The organism is Aquabacterium lacunae (assembly GCF_004310865.1).
Taxonomy (GTDB): Bacteria; Pseudomonadota; Gammaproteobacteria; order Burkholderiales; family Burkholderiaceae_C; genus Aquabacterium; species Aquabacterium lacunae.
In genome coordinates this window covers 411,510-432,104 of sequence record NZ_SIXI01000002.1, presented here as the reverse complement: position 1 = coordinate 432,104, position 20,595 = coordinate 411,510, and the positions used below count along the sequence as shown (strand labels likewise).

18 protein-coding genes are annotated in these 20,595 nt (G+C 66.1%); 7 read left to right on the top strand and 11 right to left on the bottom strand.

All coding sequences use genetic code 11. From position 1 onward, the window contains the following. Positions 1–7 precede the first annotated feature (7 nt). Both ntrB and EYS42_RS05665 read right to left on the bottom strand, forming a co-directional pair. Positions 8–934, bottom strand: a complete 927-nt coding sequence (gene ntrB / locus EYS42_RS05670; RefSeq protein WP_130966875.1) for a nitrate ABC transporter permease — start codon at positions 932–934, stop codon at positions 8–10. Between the two features lie 81 nt (positions 935–1,015). Continuing rightward, a complete protein-coding gene (locus EYS42_RS05665; protein WP_130966874.1) occupies positions 1,016–2,260 on the bottom strand; it encodes a CmpA/NrtA family ABC transporter substrate-binding protein in 1,245 nt (414 codons plus the stop codon). 250 nt (positions 2,261–2,510) lie between these two features. Between EYS42_RS05665 and tsaD the strand changes: the two genes are divergently transcribed. Continuing rightward, complete coding sequence (tsaD, locus tag EYS42_RS05660) at positions 2,511–3,602, top strand: tRNA (adenosine(37)-N6)-threonylcarbamoyltransferase complex transferase subunit TsaD (RefSeq protein ID WP_130966873.1); 1,092 nt, start codon at positions 2,511–2,513, stop codon at positions 3,600–3,602. A 4-nt stretch (positions 3,603–3,606) separates the two neighbouring features. Here the strand turns inward: tsaD and EYS42_RS05655 are convergent, their stop codons facing one another. Continuing rightward, the gene (locus tag EYS42_RS05655; RefSeq protein WP_130966872.1) at positions 3,607–3,936 is read right to left on the bottom strand and encodes a hypothetical protein; all 330 of its coding nucleotides are present in this window, start codon (positions 3,934–3,936) and stop codon (positions 3,607–3,609) included. A gap of 114 nt (positions 3,937–4,050) precedes the next feature. Then, the gene (locus EYS42_RS05650) at positions 4,051–5,883 is read right to left on the bottom strand and encodes a TolC family outer membrane protein (RefSeq protein ID WP_245503521.1); all 1,833 of its coding nucleotides are present in this window, start codon (positions 5,881–5,883) and stop codon (positions 4,051–4,053) included. 232 nt (positions 5,884–6,115) lie between these two features. On the opposite strand from EYS42_RS05650, the gene EYS42_RS05645 reads away from it, so the two are divergent. Further along, positions 6,116–6,832 (top strand): transglutaminase-like cysteine peptidase, encoded by a 717-nt coding sequence (locus EYS42_RS05645; protein WP_245503520.1) that lies wholly within the window; start codon positions 6,116–6,118, stop codon positions 6,830–6,832. Positions 6,833–6,859: 27 nt separating this feature from the next. Then, positions 6,860–8,776: a bifunctional diguanylate cyclase/phosphodiesterase gene (locus EYS42_RS05640; RefSeq protein WP_130966871.1), complete on the top strand. Its 1,917-nt coding sequence runs from the start codon at positions 6,860–6,862 to the stop codon at positions 8,774–8,776. Positions 8,777–8,871: 95 nt separating this feature from the next. Here the strand turns inward: EYS42_RS05640 and EYS42_RS05635 are convergent, their stop codons facing one another. From EYS42_RS05635 to EYS42_RS05620, 4 genes are all read right to left on the bottom strand, one after another. After that, on the bottom strand, positions 8,872–10,308 hold the full coding sequence (locus EYS42_RS05635; protein WP_130966870.1) for an HlyD family type I secretion periplasmic adaptor subunit: 1,437 nt from the start codon (positions 10,306–10,308) through the stop codon (positions 8,872–8,874). Positions 10,309–10,319: 11 nt separating this feature from the next. Beyond that, the gene (locus EYS42_RS05630; protein ID WP_207301112.1) at positions 10,320–12,599 is read right to left on the bottom strand and encodes a type I secretion system permease/ATPase; all 2,280 of its coding nucleotides are present in this window, start codon (positions 12,597–12,599) and stop codon (positions 10,320–10,322) included. 39 nt (positions 12,600–12,638) lie between these two features. Then, on the bottom strand, positions 12,639–13,184 hold the full coding sequence (locus tag EYS42_RS05625; protein WP_130966869.1) for an NUDIX hydrolase: 546 nt from the start codon (positions 13,182–13,184) through the stop codon (positions 12,639–12,641). 84 nt (positions 13,185–13,268) lie between these two features. Beyond that, a complete protein-coding gene (locus EYS42_RS05620; RefSeq protein ID WP_165456638.1) occupies positions 13,269–13,850 on the bottom strand; it encodes a chorismate--pyruvate lyase family protein in 582 nt (193 codons plus the stop codon). A 103-nt stretch (positions 13,851–13,953) separates the two neighbouring features. Between EYS42_RS05620 and pgeF the strand changes: the two genes are divergently transcribed. Beyond that, positions 13,954–14,844, top strand: a complete 891-nt coding sequence (gene pgeF, locus EYS42_RS05615; protein ID WP_245503519.1) for a peptidoglycan editing factor PgeF — start codon at positions 13,954–13,956, stop codon at positions 14,842–14,844. On the opposite strand, the gene EYS42_RS05610 is transcribed toward pgeF, so the two are convergent. Then, the gene (locus EYS42_RS05610; protein WP_342635514.1) at positions 14,770–15,129 is read right to left on the bottom strand and encodes a hypothetical protein; all 360 of its coding nucleotides are present in this window, start codon (positions 15,127–15,129) and stop codon (positions 14,770–14,772) included. The genes pgeF and EYS42_RS05610 overlap by 75 nt on opposite strands. 470 nt (positions 15,130–15,599) lie before the next feature. Here EYS42_RS05610 and phaC point away from each other — a divergent pair, with 470 nt between their 5' ends. From phaC to phbB, 3 genes are all read left to right on the top strand, one after another. After that, positions 15,600–17,303, top strand: coding sequence for a class I poly(R)-hydroxyalkanoic acid synthase (phaC, locus tag EYS42_RS05605; protein WP_425358876.1), 1,704 nt, complete (start codon positions 15,600–15,602; stop codon positions 17,301–17,303). Positions 17,304–17,372: 69 nt separating this feature from the next. Then, a complete protein-coding gene (locus EYS42_RS05600; protein ID WP_130966867.1) occupies positions 17,373–18,551 on the top strand; it encodes an acetyl-CoA C-acetyltransferase in 1,179 nt (392 codons plus the stop codon). Between the two features lie 93 nt (positions 18,552–18,644). After that, a complete protein-coding gene (gene phbB / locus EYS42_RS05595; RefSeq protein ID WP_130966866.1) occupies positions 18,645–19,382 on the top strand; it encodes an acetoacetyl-CoA reductase in 738 nt (245 codons plus the stop codon). Between the two features lie 118 nt (positions 19,383–19,500). Here phbB and EYS42_RS05590 read toward each other — a convergent pair whose 3' ends face one another. Further along, complete coding sequence (locus EYS42_RS05590; protein ID WP_130966865.1) at positions 19,501–19,725, bottom strand: hypothetical protein; 225 nt, start codon at positions 19,723–19,725, stop codon at positions 19,501–19,503. A gap of 111 nt (positions 19,726–19,836) precedes the next feature. Next, a complete protein-coding gene (gene lexA / locus EYS42_RS05585; protein ID WP_130966864.1) occupies positions 19,837–20,538 on the bottom strand; it encodes a transcriptional repressor LexA in 702 nt (233 codons plus the stop codon). Between the last annotated feature and the right edge of the window lie 57 nt (positions 20,539–20,595).

The window sequence follows — 20,595 nt, the reverse complement described above, 5'->3', positions numbered from 1 at the left end:
GAAGGGGTTACTCGAAGCTGAAGCGCTTGGCCACGGCCATCAGGGCCTGTTCCAGCAGCAGACCGACGATGCCGATCACGAAGATGGCGATGATGATGTGCTGCACGTTCAGGTTGTTCCACTCGTCCCAGACCCAGAAGCCGATGCCCACGCCGCCGGTCAGCATTTCGGCCGCCACGATCACCAGCCAGGCTGTGCCCACCGACAGGCGCACGCCGGTCAGCATGTAGGGCAACACCGAGGGGAACAGGATCTTGGTGACGATCTTCCACTCGCTCAGGTTCAGCACCTTGGCCACGTTCAGGTAATCCTCAGGCACGCGCTGCACGCCCACGGCCGTGTTGATGATCATGGGCCAGATCGAGCAGATGAAGATGGTCCAGATGGCGGCGGGGTCGGCCGACTTGAACACCAGCAGGCCGATGGGCAGCCAGGCCAGCGGCGAGACCGGGCGCAGCAGGCTGATGATGGGGTTGAGCATGGCGCTGATCACCTTGCTGCGGCCGATGATGAAGCCCAGCGGGATGCCCACCAGCGCGGCCAGGCCAAAGCCCATGGCCACACGCTTGAGCGAGAACCAGATGTTCCAGCCAATGCCCTGGTCGTTGGGGCCATTGCTGTAGAACGGGTCGGAGAACAGGGCCACAGCCGCTTCCCAGGTGGCCATGGGCGTGGGGAAGGCGCCCTCGCCCTTGATGGTGAGCAGGGCCCAGATGCCGATCAGCAGGGCGAGGCCGGCCACGGGTGCCAGGGCATTGAAGGCCAGCTGGCCCCAGTCGATGGGCGGCCTCGAAGGTTTGGGTGCTGCGGGCGAGGTCGCAGCGGCAGGGGTGGAAACAGCGGACATGGGAGCAGCAGCGGGGGATTCTGTGGATGTCGATGCCTGCACGTCTCGGCTGGCATCCAGGGGGCTGTGGAAAACGGCACTGACCATGGTGATCTCCTGGGGAGTTGGTCGAAGGGAAGGGCCAGCCTGTGCCGGCCCTGTCAGGTTTTCAGCAAGAAACTGGCCAGATCAGGCCTTGACCTTGAAGCCGTCGGCGTACTTCTTGGGGTCTTTGCCGTCCCAGACGGTGCCGTCGATCATCTTGGTGGTGCGCAGCACATCCTTGGGGATGGGCACGTTCACCGCGCTGGCGGCCTGCTTGTACAGCTCGACCTTGTTGACCTGCTTGGCCACGGCCATGTAATCGGGGTGATCCTTCAGCAGGCCCCAGCGCTTGTGCTGGGTCATGAACCACATGCCGTCGCTCAGGTACGGGAAGTTCACGGTGCCGTCGTTGAAGAACTTCATGTGGTTGGGGTCGTCCCAGGTCTTGCCCAGGCCGTTCTGGTAGCGGCCCAGGATGCGCTGGTTGATGGCGTCGACGCCGGTGTTCACATACGACTTGGCGGCAATGGTTTCGGCCATCTTCAGCTTGTTGCTCAGGCTGGCGTCGATCCACTTGCCGGCTTCCAGCACGGCCATGATCACGGCGCGGGCGGTGTTGGGGTACTTCTTGACGAATTCGTCGGTGGTGCCCAGCACCTTTTCGGGGTGGTCTTTCCAGATGTCCTGGGTGGTGGCCGCCGTGATGCCGATGCCGTCCATGATGGCGCGGTGGTTCCAGGGTTCGCCCACGCAGAAGCCGTCCATGTTGCCCACGCGCATGTTGGCCACCATCTGAGGCGGCGGCACGGTGATGACCTTGGCGTCCTTCATCGGGTTGATGCCGTAAGTCGCCAGCCAGTAGTAGATCCACATGGCGTGGGTGCCGGTCGGGAAGGTCTGGGCGAAGGTGTAGTCGCGCTTGTCGGTGGTCATGAGCTTGGCCAGCGAGGCGCCGTCCTTGCCGCCGGCATCGGCCACCTTCTTCGACAGCGTGATGGCCTGACCGTTGTGGTTCAGGTTCATCAGCACGGCCATGTCCTTCTTGGGGCCGCCAATGCCCATCTGCACGCCGTAGATCAGGCCGTACAGCACGTGGGCCATGTGCAGGTCACCGTTGACCAGCTTGTCACGAACACCCGCCCACGACGCTTCCTTCGAGGGCACGATCTTGATGCCGTACTTCTTGTCGAAGCCCAGCACCGAAGCCATCACCACCGAGGCGCAGTCGGTCAGCGGAATGAAGCCGATCTTGACCTCCTCCAGCTCAGGCTTGTCGGAGCCAGCGGCCCAGACCGCCGATTGCAAACCGGGCACGACACCGACGGTGGTGGCAGCGGCCGCGGTCTTCAGGAGGGTGCGGCGGGTCAGATTCAGATCCTGCGAGTTCATGATGCAAGCGTTCCTGTTCGAAAACAAAAAAGGCGTCTCCGTGTGCCCGGCCGGCCAGTGGCCGCGGTCGGGTTCAACGGGACGCCTTTGTCCGGAAGGCTCGGGCTCCAACGTTGGCACCCAAGTCACGCAAGGTCGCCCTTGACCTTGCTCACTGCATGTACTGCAAACCCTGTGCCAGCCCTTTCGGGCGTGGGGTGCCCGATGCTGGTGCGTACCGGGGGCAGGAGGGGGAACTACACTGGCGGGCATGTCTGATCTGCGTGATGCCACTGCCGCCCGCCTTGTGCTGGGCATCGAGTCTTCCTGCGACGAAACCGGGGTGGCCCTGGTGCGCACCGAGCCAGGTGGCGCGCCGCGTCTGCTTGCGCACGCGCTGCACAGCCAGATCGACATGCACCAGGCCTATGGTGGTGTGGTGCCCGAGCTGGCCTCGCGAGACCACATCCGCCGTGTGGTGCCCCTGGCGCGCCAGGTGCTGGCCGAGGCCCAGGTGGCCCTGCCCGAGGTCGATCTGATCGCTTACACCCAGGGGCCTGGCCTGGCTGGTGCCTTGCTGGTGGGCGCGGGCGTGGCCTGTGCCCTGGGCGTGGCCCTGGAGCGCCCGCTGCTGGGCGTGCACCACCTGGAGGGGCACCTGCTGTCGCCGTTCCTGTCGGCCGACCCGCCGGAGTTCCCGTTCGTGGCCTTGCTGGTGTCGGGTGGGCACACGCAACTGATGCGCGTGGACGGCGTGGGCCGCTACGCCCTGCTGGGCGAAACCGTGGACGACGCCGCAGGGGAGGCCTTCGACAAATCGGCCAAACTGATGGGCTTGCCCTACCCGGGAGGCCCCCACCTGTCGCGCCTGGCGGAAGGCGGGCGCACCGATGCGTTCGAGCTGCCGCGCCCCATGCTGCACAGCGGCAACCTGGACTTCTCGTTTGCAGGCCTGAAAACCGCTGTGCGCACCCATCTGGTGCGTCTGGGCTGGCTGGACCAGCCTGAAGCGCTGGCCGCGCCCGAGCACCGTGCCACCCTGGTGGACCTGGCGGCATCGGCTCAGGCCGCGATTGTTGAGGTGCTGGTGAAGAAATCGTTGGCGGCTCTCAAGCAGACGGGCCTTAAGCGCATCGTGGTGGCTGGCGGCGTGGGGGCCAACCGGCTGCTGCGTGAGCAGCTGAATCAGGCCTGCCAGCGGCGCGGGGTGCGTGTGCACTACCCCGAACTGCACCTGTGCACCGACAACGGCGCCATGATCGCGCTGGCGGCGGCCATGCGCCTGCAGGCGGGGCTGGCCGAGCCTCAGCGCGCTGCCACCTTCGAGGTCAAGCCCCGCTGGGACCTGTCCAGCCTGGCCTGAGCCTTCAGCCCTCGACCAGCCAGCGCCAGCGTTCGTCGCTTTCCACGGCCATGGGGAACCACTGCGGCGTCAGGCCCTGGGCCCTGAAGGTGCGGTAAATGGTGCAGGCCTGCTGTACCCGCATGCCATGGTGCTCGGCGCCACCGTCGTCACCCAGGGCCATCATGTCGGCCAGGTCATGGCCGAACACCCACAGCACGCCTTTGTGCTGCCCCGGGAAGGCCACGCGGTTGTTGGCCAGCACGCTGGCCAGACTTTCGAAGCGCAGGTCGTCGCTCTCGGGGTGCCAGCTGATGCACCACACGCCTTGGACGGCATCTCGGAACGTGCGCATAAACCCACTGTAGCGAGTTCCGGGCCAGCGTGCGCAAGGGGCAACCCGTGCGGCCTCGTGATCAGGCCATGAAAAAAGCGCCCCGCAGGGCGCTTTTCGAGGAGCCTTCGCCGATCAGCGGTTGCTTTCCTTGAAGATGATCCAGTCGTTGTCGACATAGCGCCAGGTCAGGGTCTTCTGGCTCACGTCCTTGAAGTCCTTCGAGTTGTAGACCTGCTTGAAGGAGGTGACCACGTAAGGGCCCTGTGCCGACGCCTTCACGTCCGACACCTTGATGTCGATTTCCCCCGGTTTGGTGACCAGGCGACGGCGCTCGGCGATCCACTTGGCCGAGGTGTAGCGGGCCGGGGCGAATTCCTTGGCGTAGAAGGTGAAGTACTTGTTGATGTCCTTGGCCATCCAGGTGGCCACCCAGTCGCGCAGGCGGTCTTCCACCGTCTTGACGTTCGCCTCGGTGGCCATGGGTTCGACCGCGGGAGCGGGCGCGGCCACCGGTGTGGCCACGGCAGGGCCCGCCATGCGCTTGGCGCGGGCATCGAGCTCTTCGCGGGCGGTGGCCTTGGGGTCGATCACCACGTTCGGGCAGCGCTGGGCCGCGTCTTCGGCGGCTTGCCAGTTGGCGGCCAGGTCGGCGCTGCCATCGTCGGTGCGGCTCAGGCCCAGGGAGGACACCAGGGTGTTGGTCACGGCCAGGGTGCGGGCCTGGGCCAGCATCAGATCGTGTTCGGCGTTGGCGTAGGCGCGCTTGGCGGTGTACAGCTCGTTCTCGGCGTTCAGCAGGTCCAGCAGGCTGCGCTGGCCGATGTCGAACTGCTGGCGGTAGGCGTCACGGGCCTTTTCGATTGCCAGCACGTTGCGGTCGAGGGCCGTGAGCTGGTCCTTCAGCTTGCCGATGTCGTTCTGGGCGATGGCGGCGGTCTGGCGCACATCGCGGCAGGCCTTGTCGCGCAGATCTTGCGCCTGGTTCAGCAGGTCGGCGAACTGGCGCACGCGGGCCTGGTCGGAGCCGCCGTTGTAGAGGTTCCAGTTCAGCACGATCTGACCCAGCGTGTCGTTGCGCTGACCGGTCTGGCCGTCGTAGTTGCGGCCGGCCCCAGTGCGCAGGCGGGCTTCCACCCTGGGCTGGAACGCGCCGTCACGCGACTCGGCCTGGGCTTCGGCGGCGCGCACGTTCTCGATGGCGGCGGTCACGGCCGAGTTGCGGGCCATGGCCTGCACGGTGGCGTCGGCATTGCTCTTGAAGGCGTTGCGGGCCAGGACCTCGCGCGGTGAGCCCATCTTGGCTTCGGGCGGCTCACCCACGACGCGCAGGTAGCGGGCCGACACGTCGTGCAGGTTGGCGATCTCGGTGGTCAGGTTCGATTCGGCCAGCGACAGGCGGGCATTGGCCTGTTCGGAATCGACACCGCGGCCCACGCCGGCCTTGACCTTGCTTTGCAGCTGGTCGAACACGTACTTGTGCTGCACGTAGTTGTCTTCGGCCAGTTCGACCAGGCGGCGGAAGCGCGCCACGTCGACGTAGGCACGCGAGGCTTCCAGTGCCGAATCTTCGGTGGCGCTGACAAATTCGAAATAGCGGGTCAGGCGCGCATGGCCCAGACGCTCGACTTCCTTGCGGGTGGCCTGGCCGTCCCACAGCATCTGGTTCACGCTCAGCGACAGGCCGGTGCGAGAGCCCGACTGCGACTCGGGGGCACGACCGTCGATCTTGTCGCGGTTGCGGCCGACTTCGGCGTCGAGGTTCACCTGCGGGCGCAGGCCACCACGTGCCACGTCCTGTTCGTTGGCAGCTGCGCGAAGGGCGTTGTAGCGCGCCGTGACTTCCGGGTTGGTCGAGATGGCCTTCTGGGCGGCCGCCGGCAGGCCGGCTTGCTGAGCCTGTGCCACGCAGGACAGGGCGGCCAGCGCGGTGGTGGTCAGGGCAAGGCGGAAAGAAGTGATCGTCACTGGTAAGCCTCCGGTTGCAGCGCTGCAAACAGGATGTCAAAAGGGGTCTGCAGGCCTTGGAATACGGCTTTTTTATCGGCCGAAAACCTGCGAGCTGTAGTTTAGTGTCAATGGCGCGTTGACACCTTTTGTTGCAGCCCCTGAGTGGGGGCCCTCATGGGGTGAAAAATGCACGCTCAAGTTCGGTGGGCCAGCTGTCGATACTGTTCAACGATCCGGCGGAATGAGGCACATGTGGCGTACTGAAGCGGTCTTTGCGCAAGGCAGAGGGTGGGCGAGGGCCGCGATGGCCCTTCGCCTGGGCTCTCGTGCCTTTGGGCAATGCGGGCTGGTCGCGTTGCTGCAGACCTTGTTGCTGGTTGGCAACGCCATCGATGGCCCCCGCCTGTTGCAGAGTGCTCAGAAAGCCGGGCCCGGCGCTGCGTCGCGCACCCAGGCCCTGGTGCAGGAAATGACGGCTGTTGAAAATGTGGACGAAGTCGACAAGCTGCGTGCCGTCAACACCTTCTACAACCGCCAGGTTCAGTATCGGGAAGACAAGGACGCCTGGGGCATGGTCGATTACTGGGCCAGTCCGATGGAGTTTCTGGCCAAAGGGCAGGGCGATTGCGAAGACTACGCGATTGCCAAATTCTTCAGCCTCATCCACCTGGGGGTAACCCCCGCGAAAATGCGGATGGTGTACGTGCGCGCGCAAAACGCCGGAACAATCCAGGCGCACATGGTGTTGGCTTATTACGCCGAACCCAATGCAGAGCCTCTGATTCTCGATAATCTGATCACGGACATCAGACCCGCCTCCCGCCGGCCAGACTTGGCGCCGGTGTTCAGCTTCAATGCCGAGGGTCTGTGGCAGGGCGTCGGCGCGACCACCGCGGGCGACCCTGTGGCGCGGCTGTCGCGCTGGAGAGAGGTATTGAGCAAAGCCAAGTCTGAAGGGTGGTGGTGAGATGACAACTTTCACCCGGGAGCCGGTATGTCGCTGATTCGCCAGATCTGGTTGTTGCTGTCCGCCACCTTGATGGTGGCGTTCATCGGCAGTTTTGCGGTCTGGATGGCCTCTTCGCGAGACTATCTGGAAACCCAGTTGCGCCTGAAGAATGCCGACAACGCGCAATCTCTGGCCCTGAGCCTGTCGCAGCAGCGCGGGGACCTGTCCCTGATGGACCTGGCCGTGTCGGCGCAGTTCGACACGGGCTTTTACCGGTCGATCCGGCTGCTCGATGCGGCCGGCAAAGTCGTGTCCAACCACGAAGCCGCCACGCGGCACGCCAATCAGAGTGCGCCCAACTGGTTCGTGAGTCTGGTCAACATCGAATCGCCAGCGGGCGTGGCCCAGGTCACCGATGGCTGGCGGGCGCTGGGCTCGGTCGAGGTGGTCAGCCATTCCGGGTTCGCCTACGACCAGCTGTGGGAAAGCGCGCTCAAGACCGGCTTCCTGCTGGCATTGTTGGGCGGTGTGGCCGGGGTGGTGGCGTCGATTGGCGTGCGTGGCATTCGCCGTCCGCTGGATGCCACCGTGAGCCAGGCCGAGGCCCTGATGGAGCGCCGTTTCATCACGGTGGAAGAGCCCCGAGTGCCTGAGCTGGCCCGCCTGTCGCAGGCCATGAACACCGTGGTCGGACGCCTGAAAAGCCTGTTCGACGAGCAAGCCTCGCAGGTGGAGCAGCTGCGTCAGCAGGCCTGCTGTGATGGTTTGACAGGGGTGTCGCTGCGCAGCCATTTCGTGGCGCAGCTGCAGAACATGCTCAACAGCGATGACGGCCCCTCCGGCGGTTCGATCTGGCTGGTGCGCGTGGTGGACCTGGCCAGCATCAACCGGTCGGTGGGCCACAAGCAGACCGACCAGCTCCTTCGCCGGCTGTCGGCGGCGATGCAGGAGGTGACCCAGGGCGTGCCGGGCACCTTGATCGGGCGCCTCAACGGCCCGGATTTCGCCATCGCCATGGGCGACAGTGGCGTGCCGCTGCCCCAGCCCGAGCACATGGCCGACGCCTTGCGGCGCCTGTTTGCTGAAGAAGGGGTGCACGGGCGAGCTGTGGTGGGCGCTGCCAGCTGGCACCGCGGTGAAGCCATGGGTGCTTTGCTGGCCTTGGCCGACTCGGCCCTGGCCCGTGCCGAAAGCCGTTCAGAGTTCGCGGTCGAGTCGGCCCATCAGCAGGCCGGTCAGGCCGCCATGCTGGGTGAAGACCAGTGGCGTCGCCGTCTGGGGGACACCATTGCGCAGCGTCGTGGGCAGCTGGTGCGCTTCCCGGTGATCGACCGCGAGGGGCGCCTGATCCACCACGAATGCCCGATGCGTCTGCAGCTCGACCCACAGGGGCCCTATGAAACAGCGGCGCAGTGGTTGCCCATGGCCTTGCGCTGCGGTCTGGTGGCCCGCCTGGATTTGCTGGCGGTCGACCTGGCCATCTCGGCCATTCGGGACGACGGCATCCAGCGTGGCGTGAACCTGTCTCCGGCATCGCTGCTCGACAGCCAGTTCCTGCCGCTGCTGCGCACCCGCCTGATGGAGTCGGGCGATGCCGCCCGGTCGCTGTGGCTGGAAGTGGCTGAATCGGCGGCAGTGGACAACTTTGCGATGGTGCGTGAGTTGTGCAAGCAGCTCAAGGCGCTGGGCGTGCGCGTGGGCCTGGAGCATGCGGGTGATCGCCTTACCCGCGTGGAGTTCCTGTTCGAGGCCGGCCTGGATTACGTCAAGCTCGATGGCTCGGTGGTGCAGGGCGTGGCCTCTGATGGCGCACGCCGTGCCTTTGTGTCGGGCATCGTGACCATGCTGCACAGCCTGGGCCTGCAGGTGTACGGCGAAGGCGTGAACGATGTCGACGACCTGTCCCACCTCTGGGCCTGTGGCATCGACGGCGCCACCGGCCCGGCGGTCAAGGCGCCCTGAGCATTGCACCTCCGGTCATCAAAAAGGCGCCCGAGACCTTGTCTGGGCGCCTTGTCTTTGCGGGGGCTTGTTGAGAGGGGCTTTGGTGGGCTGTCTCAGCGCTCGCGCAGGGCGTAGGCCTTGGCCTTGAGCACGGGCTTGAGCAGGTAGGACAGCACCGTCTTCTTGCCGGTCAGGATGTCCACTTCGGCGGTCATGCCGGGGATGATGGGCATCTTGGCGCTGAAGTTGGTGGCTTTGGTCTTCACGCGCACCACATAGAAGGTCTGCTGGCCGCGTTCGTCGGTTTCGGTGTCCGGGCTGATGTTGTCGACCACAGCTTCCAGCCCACCGTACACCGAGAAATCGTAGGCCGTGAATTTCACGGTGGCGGCCTGCCCAGGGTGGATGAAGGCGATGTCCTTGGGGGCCACCTTGGCCTCCAGCACCAGGGCGTCGTCCAGCGGCACGATCTCGACAATGTCACGACCTGGTTGCACCACGCCACCCACGGTGTTGGCCAGCAGGCGCTGAACGCGACCGCGCACAGGTGACTTCACCGAGGCCTTGTCCACCTTGTCGGCCAGGGCCACGGCGCCTTGATTCAGCGAATTCAGGCGCCCCAGCGTTTCCGACAGTTCCTTGCGTGCCTCGTTGCGGAACGAGAGTTCGGTCTCCTGGATCTTGCGGCTGGCCTCCGAGATGGCGGCCTGCACGCGGGCGATTTGCGCGCCCGATTGCTCGACCTCGCCACGCGCACGGGTCACCTCGCGCTCCAGGCGCAGCACTTCCACTTCCGACACGGCGCCGGTCTGCAGCAGCGGGCGGGTCTTGCTCAGCTCTTGTTGGGACAGCTCCAGCGAGCGGCTGGCCGATTCGCGCCGGGCCCGCACTTCGCTGAGCTCCTGCTGGCGTTGCGCCAGCTGCTGCTGGCTGATGCCCACCTGGTTGCTCAATTCGAAGCGCCGGTTTTCGTACAGGTTGCGCTCTTCGTCGACCACGTTGCGCTCTTCGTCGGTTTCCGGCGTCGGTGGCGTGAAGGTGGTGCCTTCGGCGAGCGCTTTGAGGCGGGCCAGCTTGGCCTGCAGCGAGAAGGTCTGCGCCGCGCTTTCCATCACGCCCGAGGTGGCACGGGTTTCGTCGATCTTGAGCAGCAACTGCCCCGCCTCGACCACATCGCCCTCTTTCACGCGGATGTCGGTCACCACGCCACCGTCGAGTGCCTGGATCACCTGCAATTGGCGCGAGGGCACGACCTTGGCGTCACCCTTGGTGACCTCGTCGACTTCGGCCAGGGCGGCCCACACGATCAAGGCGGCGGTCAGCACCAGGGCCCAGCGCACCAGCGACTGGGCACGGTAGGTGGCGGCCTGGCTCATCGCGGCTTCAGCCTGAGCCTCGAAGGGGGCCATGCCAGCGTCGCGGGCCTGGGCCTCGGAAATGCGTGGCCCCGTGAGGCCATCGATGGCACGGTTGGCCACCGGCGAGATCAGCAGGCGGATGCGTTCCAGCGCACCCACCAGGGCCAGGCCTGCATTGGCAAGTCGTTTCATGCGGGGCTCCTTCACGATGCGCGGGCGATGCGGCCGGCCTGCAGGGCCTGCATGATCCGCTCGCGGGGGCCGTCGGCCACGATCTTGCCCTGGTCGATCACGATGATGCGATCGACGAAAGACAGCATGGAGGTGCGGTGCGTGACCAGGACCACCGTCTTGCCCTGTGCGAACTGCCCGATGCGCTGGGTGACGAAGGCTTCGGTGGAGAAATCCATCGCACTGGTGGGCTCGTCGAGCAGCAGCAGCGGGGCGTTGTGCAGCACGGCGCGGGCAATGCCCACGCTCTGGCGCTGGCCGCCCGACAGCAGCTCGCCGCGCTCGCCCACCTGCATGTCGAAGCCTTGCGGGTGGCGGGCCACGAAATCGGCCATGCCAGCGGTTTCGGCGGCTTGCACGATGGCGTCGTCGGTCGCGTGCGGCATGCCGAAGGTGATGTTCTCGCGCAGCGTGCCGTAGAACAGGGTCACGTCTTGCGACACGTGGCCCTGGTTGCGGCGCACGTCGGCTGGATCAAGCTGGCGCATGTCGATGCCATCGAGCAGCACGGCGCCTTCCGAGGGCTGGTAGAGGCCCTGGATCAGCTTGAGCATGGTGCTCTTGCCCGAACCCACCTTGCCGATCAGGGCCACCTTCTCGCCGGGCTGGATCTTGAACGACAGGTCGTCCAGGGCCGAATCCTTGCGGTTCGGGTAGTTGAACGACACATGCCGGAACTCGATCTCGCCGCGCAGTTGCGGGCGCTGCACGTAGGTCTGGTCGGCAGGGCGCTCCAGCGGGCGCGCCATGATCTGCTCAAGCGATTCCATGGCCGTGCGAGCCCCTTGATACTGCATCAACAGGCCCACGATCTGGCTGGCTGGGGCCAGTGCGCGGCTGGCCAGCATGTTCACGGCGATGAGGCCGCCCATGGTCAGCATGCGCTCGGAGATCAGGTACACCCCGATGATGACCGTGACCACCGACACCACTTGCGTCAGTGTGGCTGTGCTGTACATCGCGGTCGACGACAGGGCCCGCATCTGCACATTGGTGGCGGCCAGGAACTGATTGGCGCGCTCCCAGCGGGCCTGGATCAGGCCTTCGGCCCCCTGGGCCTTGATGGTCTCGATGCCGGTGAGGCTTTCGATCAGGGTGGCATTGCGTTGCGCCGCGGCCTGGTTGGTGCTTTGCGACAGTTCGTGCAGGCGGTGCTGCAAGGTGTAGCCGCTGATCAGCACGATCAGGAACACCACCACCACGGGCAGCACCAGCCAGGGCGAGATCCACGCGATGACCATCAGGAACAGCAGGCCGAAGGGCAGGTCGATCAGGGCCGTGACGGTGCTCGACGCAATGAAGTCACGCACCTGCTCGAAACCTCTCAGGTTGGCGGCGAACGAGCCCACCGACTGCGGACGGTTCTCCAGCCGCATGCCCAGCACGGCCTCCATCAGCCGGGCCGAAATCTGCACGTCGATGCGGGCGCTGGCCTCGTCGACGAAATGGCTGCGCAGCAGGCGCATGAACAGGTCACCACCCAGGATCAGCAGCACGCCCACCGCCAGCGCCCACAGGGTCTCGGTGGCGTGGTTGGGCACGACCCGGTCGTACACGTTCATGGAGAACAGCGGGAAGGCCAGAGCGAACAGGTTGATCAGCAGGGCCGCCCACAGCACGTCGCGGTACACGAAGCGCTGGGCCAGCACCGAACTCCAGAACCAGTGGCCGCTGCGGGTGGGCCGCAGGTTGGGGGTGCGTTCGTCGAAGCGGAAGTGCGGGCGGGCGAACATCAGCACGCCGCTGTAGCGGGCCTGCAGTTCGTCCAGGGGCAGGGTCACGCTGCCTTGGCCAGTGTCGGGCAGCAGCACTCGGGCCTGCTTGCCATCGATGCCCAGCAGCACGCAAGCCTGCTGGTTGTGCAGCAGCGCGATGGCGGGCAGCGTCAGGGCGTCCACCTTGTCCAGTGCCACGCGTTGCAGGCGGGTGGCCAGGCCTGCGCGTGCTGCAGCGCGTTCGGCCAGGGGCACGGTCAGGCCGCCCTCGGTGGCCGGCAGCCCCGCCGTGAGCGAAGCGCGCGATGCGCCCATGCCGTGCAGGCGGCACACCTCGACCAGACAGTCGAGCAGAGGGTCGGGCGTGATCAGGTCTTCGCGCAAGCGGTGCTGCGGCGGGATGACCGGCGGAGCGGCAGCGGCCTCGGTGGCCTCGGAGGTCGCATGGGGGCCCACGGCCTCGGGGGCTGGCGTTGAGGCCGGGGCCTGAGGCACGGCGGGGGCAGCGCTCCCGGGGTTCTGGGTTGGGTCGCTCATGGGGCGTCGGGGCTCGCCCAGCAAGCCCAAGTCACGTTGTCAGGTGATATCGACACAATGCACGTCAAATTGACCGCTGTCGCGTTCGGCGAAGTAGCGCTCCAGGGTCAGCTTGACCGTGCGAAAGGCCAGGTCGCCCCAGGGGATCTCGCTCTGGTGGAACAGGCGCGCTTCCATGGTCTCGGGGCCAGGGTTGAATTCGGTGCTCAGCAGCCGGGCGCGGTAGAACAGGTGCACCTGTCCGGCGTGCACCACATTCAGCACGGCATACAGCCCTTGCATTTCGATCTGGGCGCCCGCTTCTTCGTCGGTTTCGCGGGCGGCGCCCTCTTCGGTGGTTTCGCCCAGTTCCATGAACCCGGCCGGCAGCGTCCAGAAGCCTTTGCGGGGCTCGATGTTGCGGCGGCACAGCAGCACCTGCTCACCCCACACGGGCAGGGTGCCCACCACGTTCAAAGGGTTCACGTACTGGATGTGGTGGCAGGCGGGGCACACGGCGCGTTCCCGGTTGTCGTCGTCGGGAATGCGGTGGTCGACCCGGGTGCCACACATGGGGCAGTGTTCGATGCGCCTGGAGAAATGCATGCGTGGCAGTGTAGGGCATTCACATGACGACATGCCCTGCCCGAACTGGCAACGCCAAGGGCAAAGTCTGGTCAGGCTGCACGCTCAGGGGCGCCACACTGCCACATGGGGCAAGAAGGCCTCCATCACGCGCAGGGGCTGGCCTTGATGGGCAAACACCGAGGCGCGCGCCCATCGGGGGGGCTGGCTGGCGCCCTGGGCTGCCAGGTCTTTGCTGGCTCGACGCTGCTCCGGGCTGCCGCGGCGCCAGGTGTGCTGCGCCAGGGGGCCACGCAGCACGCGGGCGTGGCTGAACAGCAATTCGGCCAGCGGCCGGGTGCCAAGGCCCCGCACGGCTTTCCACGGGCCTTTGAGCCCGCGGGCCCGCGTGGCACTGCGCGCCCACACGGTGGGCTGGCCCGCCACGCTCAGCACCACCTCACGCACATGGCCTGCAGTGGCCCGCAGGGCCTTGCGCTCCGGGGCTGTGAGGCGGGCGGTGCCTTGCCGACAACGCTTCACCGTCACAGGGCCGTGTGCCATCAGGCGCGCCGTGAGCGAGCCGGGTGCGGCCAGCCAGGCCATGAGGGCCGGGTCCACCGGGGTGACGGGCCAGTGCGGCCGGGGCGGCCGGGATCGGGCCAGGCGCAAGGCAGCACGTGGGCCCATGGGCAAAGCAAGGGGCATGTCGGAGAGCGGGGCGTGGCCGGGGCATGCAGCCCTGGCAGACGGCGTCAGGCGGTCGGGGTTAGCATCGGGTGGCGATGATAGCCCCTCACCTTGCCTGTCCATGGACCCGATTTCTGCCCAGTTCATGCCCCCCATGACCGAGCTGGCTGCCCCCTGGTGGCCAGAGTTGCATGCATCTGCCGGCCCTGGGCCGACAGCGTTCGGGCCCCAGGTGGGCATGTGGATGAGCACCCGGGCCTTGCCTGTCTTGGGGCAGGGGTCGGCAGCGCCCTACGACGCCTTCAATCTCGGCGACCACGTGGGCGATTCGCCTGCTGCCGTGGCCACCAACCGGGCCTTGCTGGCGCAGTGCTGCGGTGCCGAGCCGGTCTGGCTGAACCAGGTGCATGGGGTGCGGGTGGTGCGCCTGAGCCGGGACGCCATGGGCCGTGCGTGTGCCGATGGGCAACCCACGGCCATTCCGGTGGCCGACGGGGCGTTCACCACCGAGCCCGGCCTGGTGTGCACGGTGATGGTGGCCGATTGCCTGCCGGTGCTGCTGGCGGCGCCCGATGGGCGGGGTGTGGCCGCCCTGCATGCGGGCTGGCGTGGTCTGTGCGGGGCGGGTTCGCCCACACCCGGTGGTGTCATCGATGCGGGTGTGAGTGCCTTGTGCGAGGCCACGGGTTGCGAGCCCGCCGAGTTGCGGGCCTGGCTGGGCCCCTGCATTGGCCCGGAGGCTTTCGAAGTGAGCGCCGCCGTGCTGGAAGGCTTTGGCCTGGCGCCAGGGCAGCATCACCCAGCTTTCCGGCCCCAGGGCCTGCGGGACGGCGCGTTGCGCTGGCTGGCCGATCTGCCCGCCTTGGGGCGCGAGCGCCTGAACGGTCTGGGCGTGCAGCAGGTGGATGGGGGGCGCTGGTGCACCGTCAGCCAGCCCTCAAGGTTCTTTTCGTTCCGGCGTGATGGGGTCACCGGTCGGCAGGCCGCCTGCATCTGGTTGCGGCCCCGCTGAGGGGGGCTCTGCCACGGCGGGCGTCACCGCCTGGGCAGGTTGGGCGCTGCGGGCAGCCTGTTCCGCCTCTCGCTGGACCGCCGCCAGCCGTGCCCGCCGTCGCTGGGGTGTCAAAAGGATGTACATGACGATGGACACCGGGAAGATGCCATAAAGCAACAAAGTGAAGAAGGCGCCCAGCACCGTGCCAATCGGTGAGGTGGCTTCAGCGATGGCCATCAGAACGGCCACGAACATCCAGGCGATTGCAACGATCCACATAACAAAAACAAGGACTTGGAACACCGGACACCCCCCGGTCTGCGGGTCGGGGGAATGCTCCCCACAGATCGGGTGGTTGACGCCCGCTCGGGAAATGATCTGAAAAGTTCCCGCCACGGGCCTTTCGTCAAAATTTCTTCGACAGAATAGGGCAACAATGGTTTCGCAACGCGTTGAAACCTGACGCTGATCCGTTCAAGAGGAGAACCATGGCAGCAAGCACTGGACGCCGCAGTACCGCGACCACGAAGCCCCGTTCGAGCGCCTCGGCGCGCGCAGCGGAATCCCCCCGGTCCACCGCCTCTCGCGCCGAGCGTGCAGGCAGTGCCAGTGCCCAGGACGCCCGTCAAGCGCCACCGCAAGGGTTTCCAGGCCTGGGCGCCATGCCTGGCTTGAACATGCCCGGCTTTGACGCCTCGGCTTTGGGTGCCATGGGTGAATGGCTCAAGCCCGATGCCTGGTCGCGCCTGTGGCAAGGCCAGGGGGCTGCCGCCATGCCCGGCCTGGACGCCCTCAAGCAGGCCATGCCCACGCCCTCATTCGATCCCCAGGCGGGCGCTGCCTTGGGCCAGGGCATGTTCAGCTCGCTGCAGTCTCTGGCTGGCCTGAGCGTGCCGTCTGATGCGCTGAGCAAGATCCAGCACGACTACATGCAGCAGGCTGCCAGCCTGTGGAACACCGCGCTGGAAAAGCCCACCGAACTGTCGCTCGACGACCGCCGCTTTGCCTCGCCGGAATGGAAGAGCAACCCGGGCAGCGCCTACCTGGCCGCGATGTACCTGCTCAATGCCCGCACATTGCGCACCCTGGCCGACCAGCTGCAGGGCGACGACAAGGCCCGCGAGCGCGTGCGCTTTGCCGTGCAGCAATGGATCGACGCGGCCTCGCCCTCGAACTACCTGGCCCTGAACCCCGAAGCGCAGAAGAAGGCGCTGGACACCAAGGGTGAAAGCATCACCAAGGGCATTCAGCACCTGCTGCACGACATCCGCCAGGGCCACATGTCGCAGACCGATGAGTCGGTGTTCGAGGTGGGCCGCAATGTGGCCACCACCGAAGGCACTGTGGTCTTCGAAAACGCCTTCTTCCAGCTGATCGAGTACAAGCCCCTGACCGAGAAGGTGCGTGCCACGCCCTTCCTGCTGGTGCCGCCTTGCATCAACAAGTTCTACATCCTGGACCTGCAGCCCGAGAACTCGCTGGTGCGTTACGCCGTGTCGCAAGGCCAGCGTGTGTTCGTGGTCAGCTGGGTCAATGCCGACGAATCACTGTCCAAGGCCACCTGGGATGACTACATCGAGCACGGCGTGATCCGCGCCATCCAGGCGGTCAAGGACATCGTGGGTACCGAGCAGATCAACGCCCTGGGCTTTTGCATCGGCGGCACCCTGATCGCCACGGCCCTGGCCGTGCTGGCTGCCCGCGGTGAAAAGCCGGTCAAGAGCCTGACGCTGCTGACGGCCTTCCTCGATTTCGCCAACACCGGCACCATGGACGTGTTCGTCGATGAGGCCATGGTGCAGATGCGCGAAATGAGCATGGGTCCCAACAGCCCGGCCGGTGGCGGTCTGATGAAGGGGGCCGACCTGGCCACCACTTTCAGCTTCCTGCGTGCCAACGACCTGGTGTGGAACTATGTGGTGGGCAACTACCTCAAAGGTGAAATGCCCCCGGCCTTCGACCTGCTGTACTGGAACAGCGACAGCACCAACCTGCCGGGCCCCATGTACTGCTGGTACCTGCGCAACACCTACCTCGAGAACAAGCTCAAGCAGCCCGGCAAGCTCACGGTGTGCGGCGAGAAGCTCGACCTGCGCACCCTGGACATGCCGGCCTTCATCTACGGCTCGCGCGAGGACCACATCGTGCCCTGGGACGGCGCCTACGCCTCGACCCGCTTGCTCACGGGCGAAAAAACCTTCGTGCTGGGCGCTTCGGGCCACATTGCCGGTGTGATCAACCCGCCCGAGAAAAAGAAGCGTTCGTTCTGGTCGCTCAAGAGCGGCAGCAAGCTGCCCACCGACCACAAGGCCTGGCTGGCCGCGGCCGACGAGCAGCCCGGCAGCTGGTGGCCCACCTGGGCGGCCTGGCTGGACCAGCACGGCGGCGCCTGGGTGAAGGCTCCCGCGCAGCCCGGCAGCAAGGCCTATCCGGCCATCGAGCCGGCACCTGGCCGCTTTGTCAAGCGCCGGGCCTGAATCTTGCACTGATCCCCCCGTGCTTGCGGGTCACGAGCTCGCAGGCACACCCAACAAAGGAGATGCTGAATGACTGACATCGTGATTGTGGCGGCCGTGCGGACGGCTGTGGGCAAGTTTGGCGGTACCCTCGCCAAGACCCCAGCGGCAGAACTCGGCGCCGTGGTCATCAAGGAACTGCTGGCCCGCACAGGCGTGAAGGGCGAGCAGATCAGTGAAGTGATCATGGGCCAGGTGCTGCAGGCCGGCTGCGGACAGAACCCCGCACGCCAGGCCGTGATCAAGGCCGGACTGCCCCAGGGCGTGCCCGCCTACACCATCAACAAGGTGTGCGGTTCGGGCCTGAAAGCCGTGATGCTGGCTGTGCAGGCCATCCGTGACGGCGATGCCGAGATTGTGATCGCCGGCGGCCAGGAAAACATGAGCCTGTCGCCGCACGTGGTGCCGAATTCCCGCGATGGCCAGCGCATGGGCAACTGGAGCATGGTCGACACCATGGTCAACGACGGCCTGTGGGACGTTTACAACCAGTACCACATGGGCATCACCGCCGAGAACGTGGCCAAGCAGTACGGCATCACCCGTGAAGAACAGGATGCCCTGGCGCTGGCTTCGCAGCAGAAGGCGGCTGAAGCGCAGGCCTCCGGCAAGTTCAAGGCCGAGATCGCGCCCGTGGTGATCCCGCAGAAGAAGGGCGATCCCATCGTCTTCGCCGACGACGAGTTCATCAACAAGAAGACCAGCGCCGAAGCCCTGGCCGGCCTGCGCCCCGCGTTCGACAAGAACGGCTCGGTGACGGCCGGTAATGCGTCGGGTCTGAACGACGGCGCGGCCGCCGTGATGGTGATGACCGCGGCCAAGGCCAAGGAACTGGGCCTGACCCCGCTGGCACGCATCGCGTCGTACGCCAGTGCTGGCCTGGACCCCGCACTGATGGGCATGGGCCCCGTGCCCGCTTCGCGCCGTGCGCTGGAGCGCGCCGGCTGGAAGGCGTCTGAGCTCGACCTGCTGGAAATCAATGAAGCCTTTGCGGCACAGGCCTGCGCCGTGCACAAGGAAATGGGCTGGGACACCAGCAAGGTCAACGTCAATGGGGGCGCGATTGCCATTGGCCATCCCATTGGCGCCTCCGGTTGCCGCGTTCTGGTGTCGCTGCTGCATGAAATGCAGCGCCGTGACGCCAAGAAGGGCATTGCCTCGCTGTGCATCGGCGGTGGCATGGGCGTGGCGCTCACGGTCGAGCGCTGAGTTTCGGCACCGGTTCACTGACAGGCCCCGCATGCAGCGCGCCGCGCTCGGGGGCCTCACTTCACTCTCCAATTCCTGAACGAGGAGCAAGACATGGCCAAGAAAGTTGCATACGTCACCGGTGGCATGGGTGGCATCGGTACCGCCATCTGCCAGCGCCTGCACAAGGACGGCATGCTGGTGATCGCTGGTTGCGGCCCCAACCGCGACTACAACAAGTGGCTCGATGAGCAAAAGGCGCTGGGCTACACCTTCTATGCCTCGGTGGGCAACGTGTCCGACTGGGACTCGACCGTGGAAGCCTTCCAGCGCGTGAAGGCCGAATTCGGCCCGGTCGATGTGCTGGTGAACAACGCCGGCATCACCCGCGACGGCATGTTCCGCAAGATGAGCAAGGCCGACTGGGATGCCGTGATCGACACCAACCTCAACAGCATGTTCAACGTGACCAAGCAGGTCATTGACGACATGGTGGACCGTGGCTGGGGCCGGATCGTGAACATCAGCTCGGTGAACGGCGAAAAGGGCCAGTTCGGTCAGACCAACTACTCGGCCGCCAAGGCTGGCATGCATGGCTTCTCGATGGCCCTGGCCCAGGAAGTGGCCAACAAGGGCGTGACCGTGAACACCGTGTCGCCCGGCTACATTGGCACTGAAATGGTGCGCGCGATCCGTCAGGACGTGCTGGACAAGATCGTGGCCACCATCCCGGTCAAGCGCCTGGGCATGCCCGAGGAAATCGCCTCGATGGTGTCCTGGGTGGCCAGCGACGAGGCAGGTTTTGCCACCGGCGCCGACTTCTCGGTGAACGGCGGCCTGCACATGGGTTGACGCCTGTTTGCGCTGCCTGCCCGGTGGGTAGGCAGTGTCCGTGCAAGCGGCATCAGCCCGCGCACCAAGCCCCGGCATGCCGGGGCTTTTTCATGCCGGATGGCGCCGGGAGGGGGCCTCAGGCCGCTTCGAGCTCGACCAGGCGGTCAAGTGCGGCACACACATCGGCAAAGCGGCCGGTGATGACGGTGCGGCGGGTGTCTTGCGGGTCGCGGCGGATGCGCAGGGGGTTGGGGCGCGCAGGCTGGTTGGCCACGGCCATGGGGGCGGGCTGTCCAGTGGGGCGGGGGGCATGGCGAGCCGATTCGCGGATGGCCAGAGCGCGTGCAAAGTGGTGAATCATGGTGAACTCCGATGAAGCAAGAAGTTCGGCAGGATTCGTGGATGGGCCTTCCGGCGCGGGATCGCCCTGGTGACCAGGGCCAATGCCCGCCACCCGCACCGGAGGAAGAGATCAGTTCAGGAACTGGTTGCGGATCAGGCCCACGGCCAGACCCTCGAGCTCGAAATCACCCTGCTCAGGGGTGACCACGATGGGTTCGAAATCTTCGTTTTCGGGCAGCAGCTCGATGTGGTCGGGCATGCGCTTGAAACGCTTGACGGTGACTTCATCGCCGATGCGGGCCACCACGATCTGGCCGTTGCGGGCTTCGCGCACGCGGGCCACGGCCAGCAGGTCGCCGTCCATGATGCCGACGTTCTTCATGCTCATGCCCTTGACGCGCAGCAGGAAGTCGGGGCGCTTGGCGAACATGCCGGCCTCGACGTGGTAGGTGGCTTCGATCGACTCTTGCGCCAGGATGGGGTGACCGGCGGCCACGCGCCCGACCAGCGGCAGCGACAGTTGCTCCAGGCCCGGCAGGGTCATGCTGAGGGTGTCGAGCAGGCCACCGTTGTCAGGCGTGCGACGGCTTTCGTTCACCGTGCGCAGGGTGGCTGCCTTCAGGCGGATGCCGCGGGACGTACCGCCCACCAGCTCGATGACGCCTTTGCGGGCCAGGGCCTGCAGGTGTTCTTCGGCGGCATTGGCCGAACGGAAGCCCAGCTCGGCGGCGATTTCGGCCCGGGTGGGCGGTGCGCCGGTGCGAGCGATGGTGCGCTGGATCAGCTCGAAGATTTCCTGCTGGCGCGGTGTGAGTTTGGGTTTATCGTTCATGGCGAAGCCCGGTTGGTTTCTGTGATTCTATACAGGGCTGTTTGTTTGTCCAGTGTT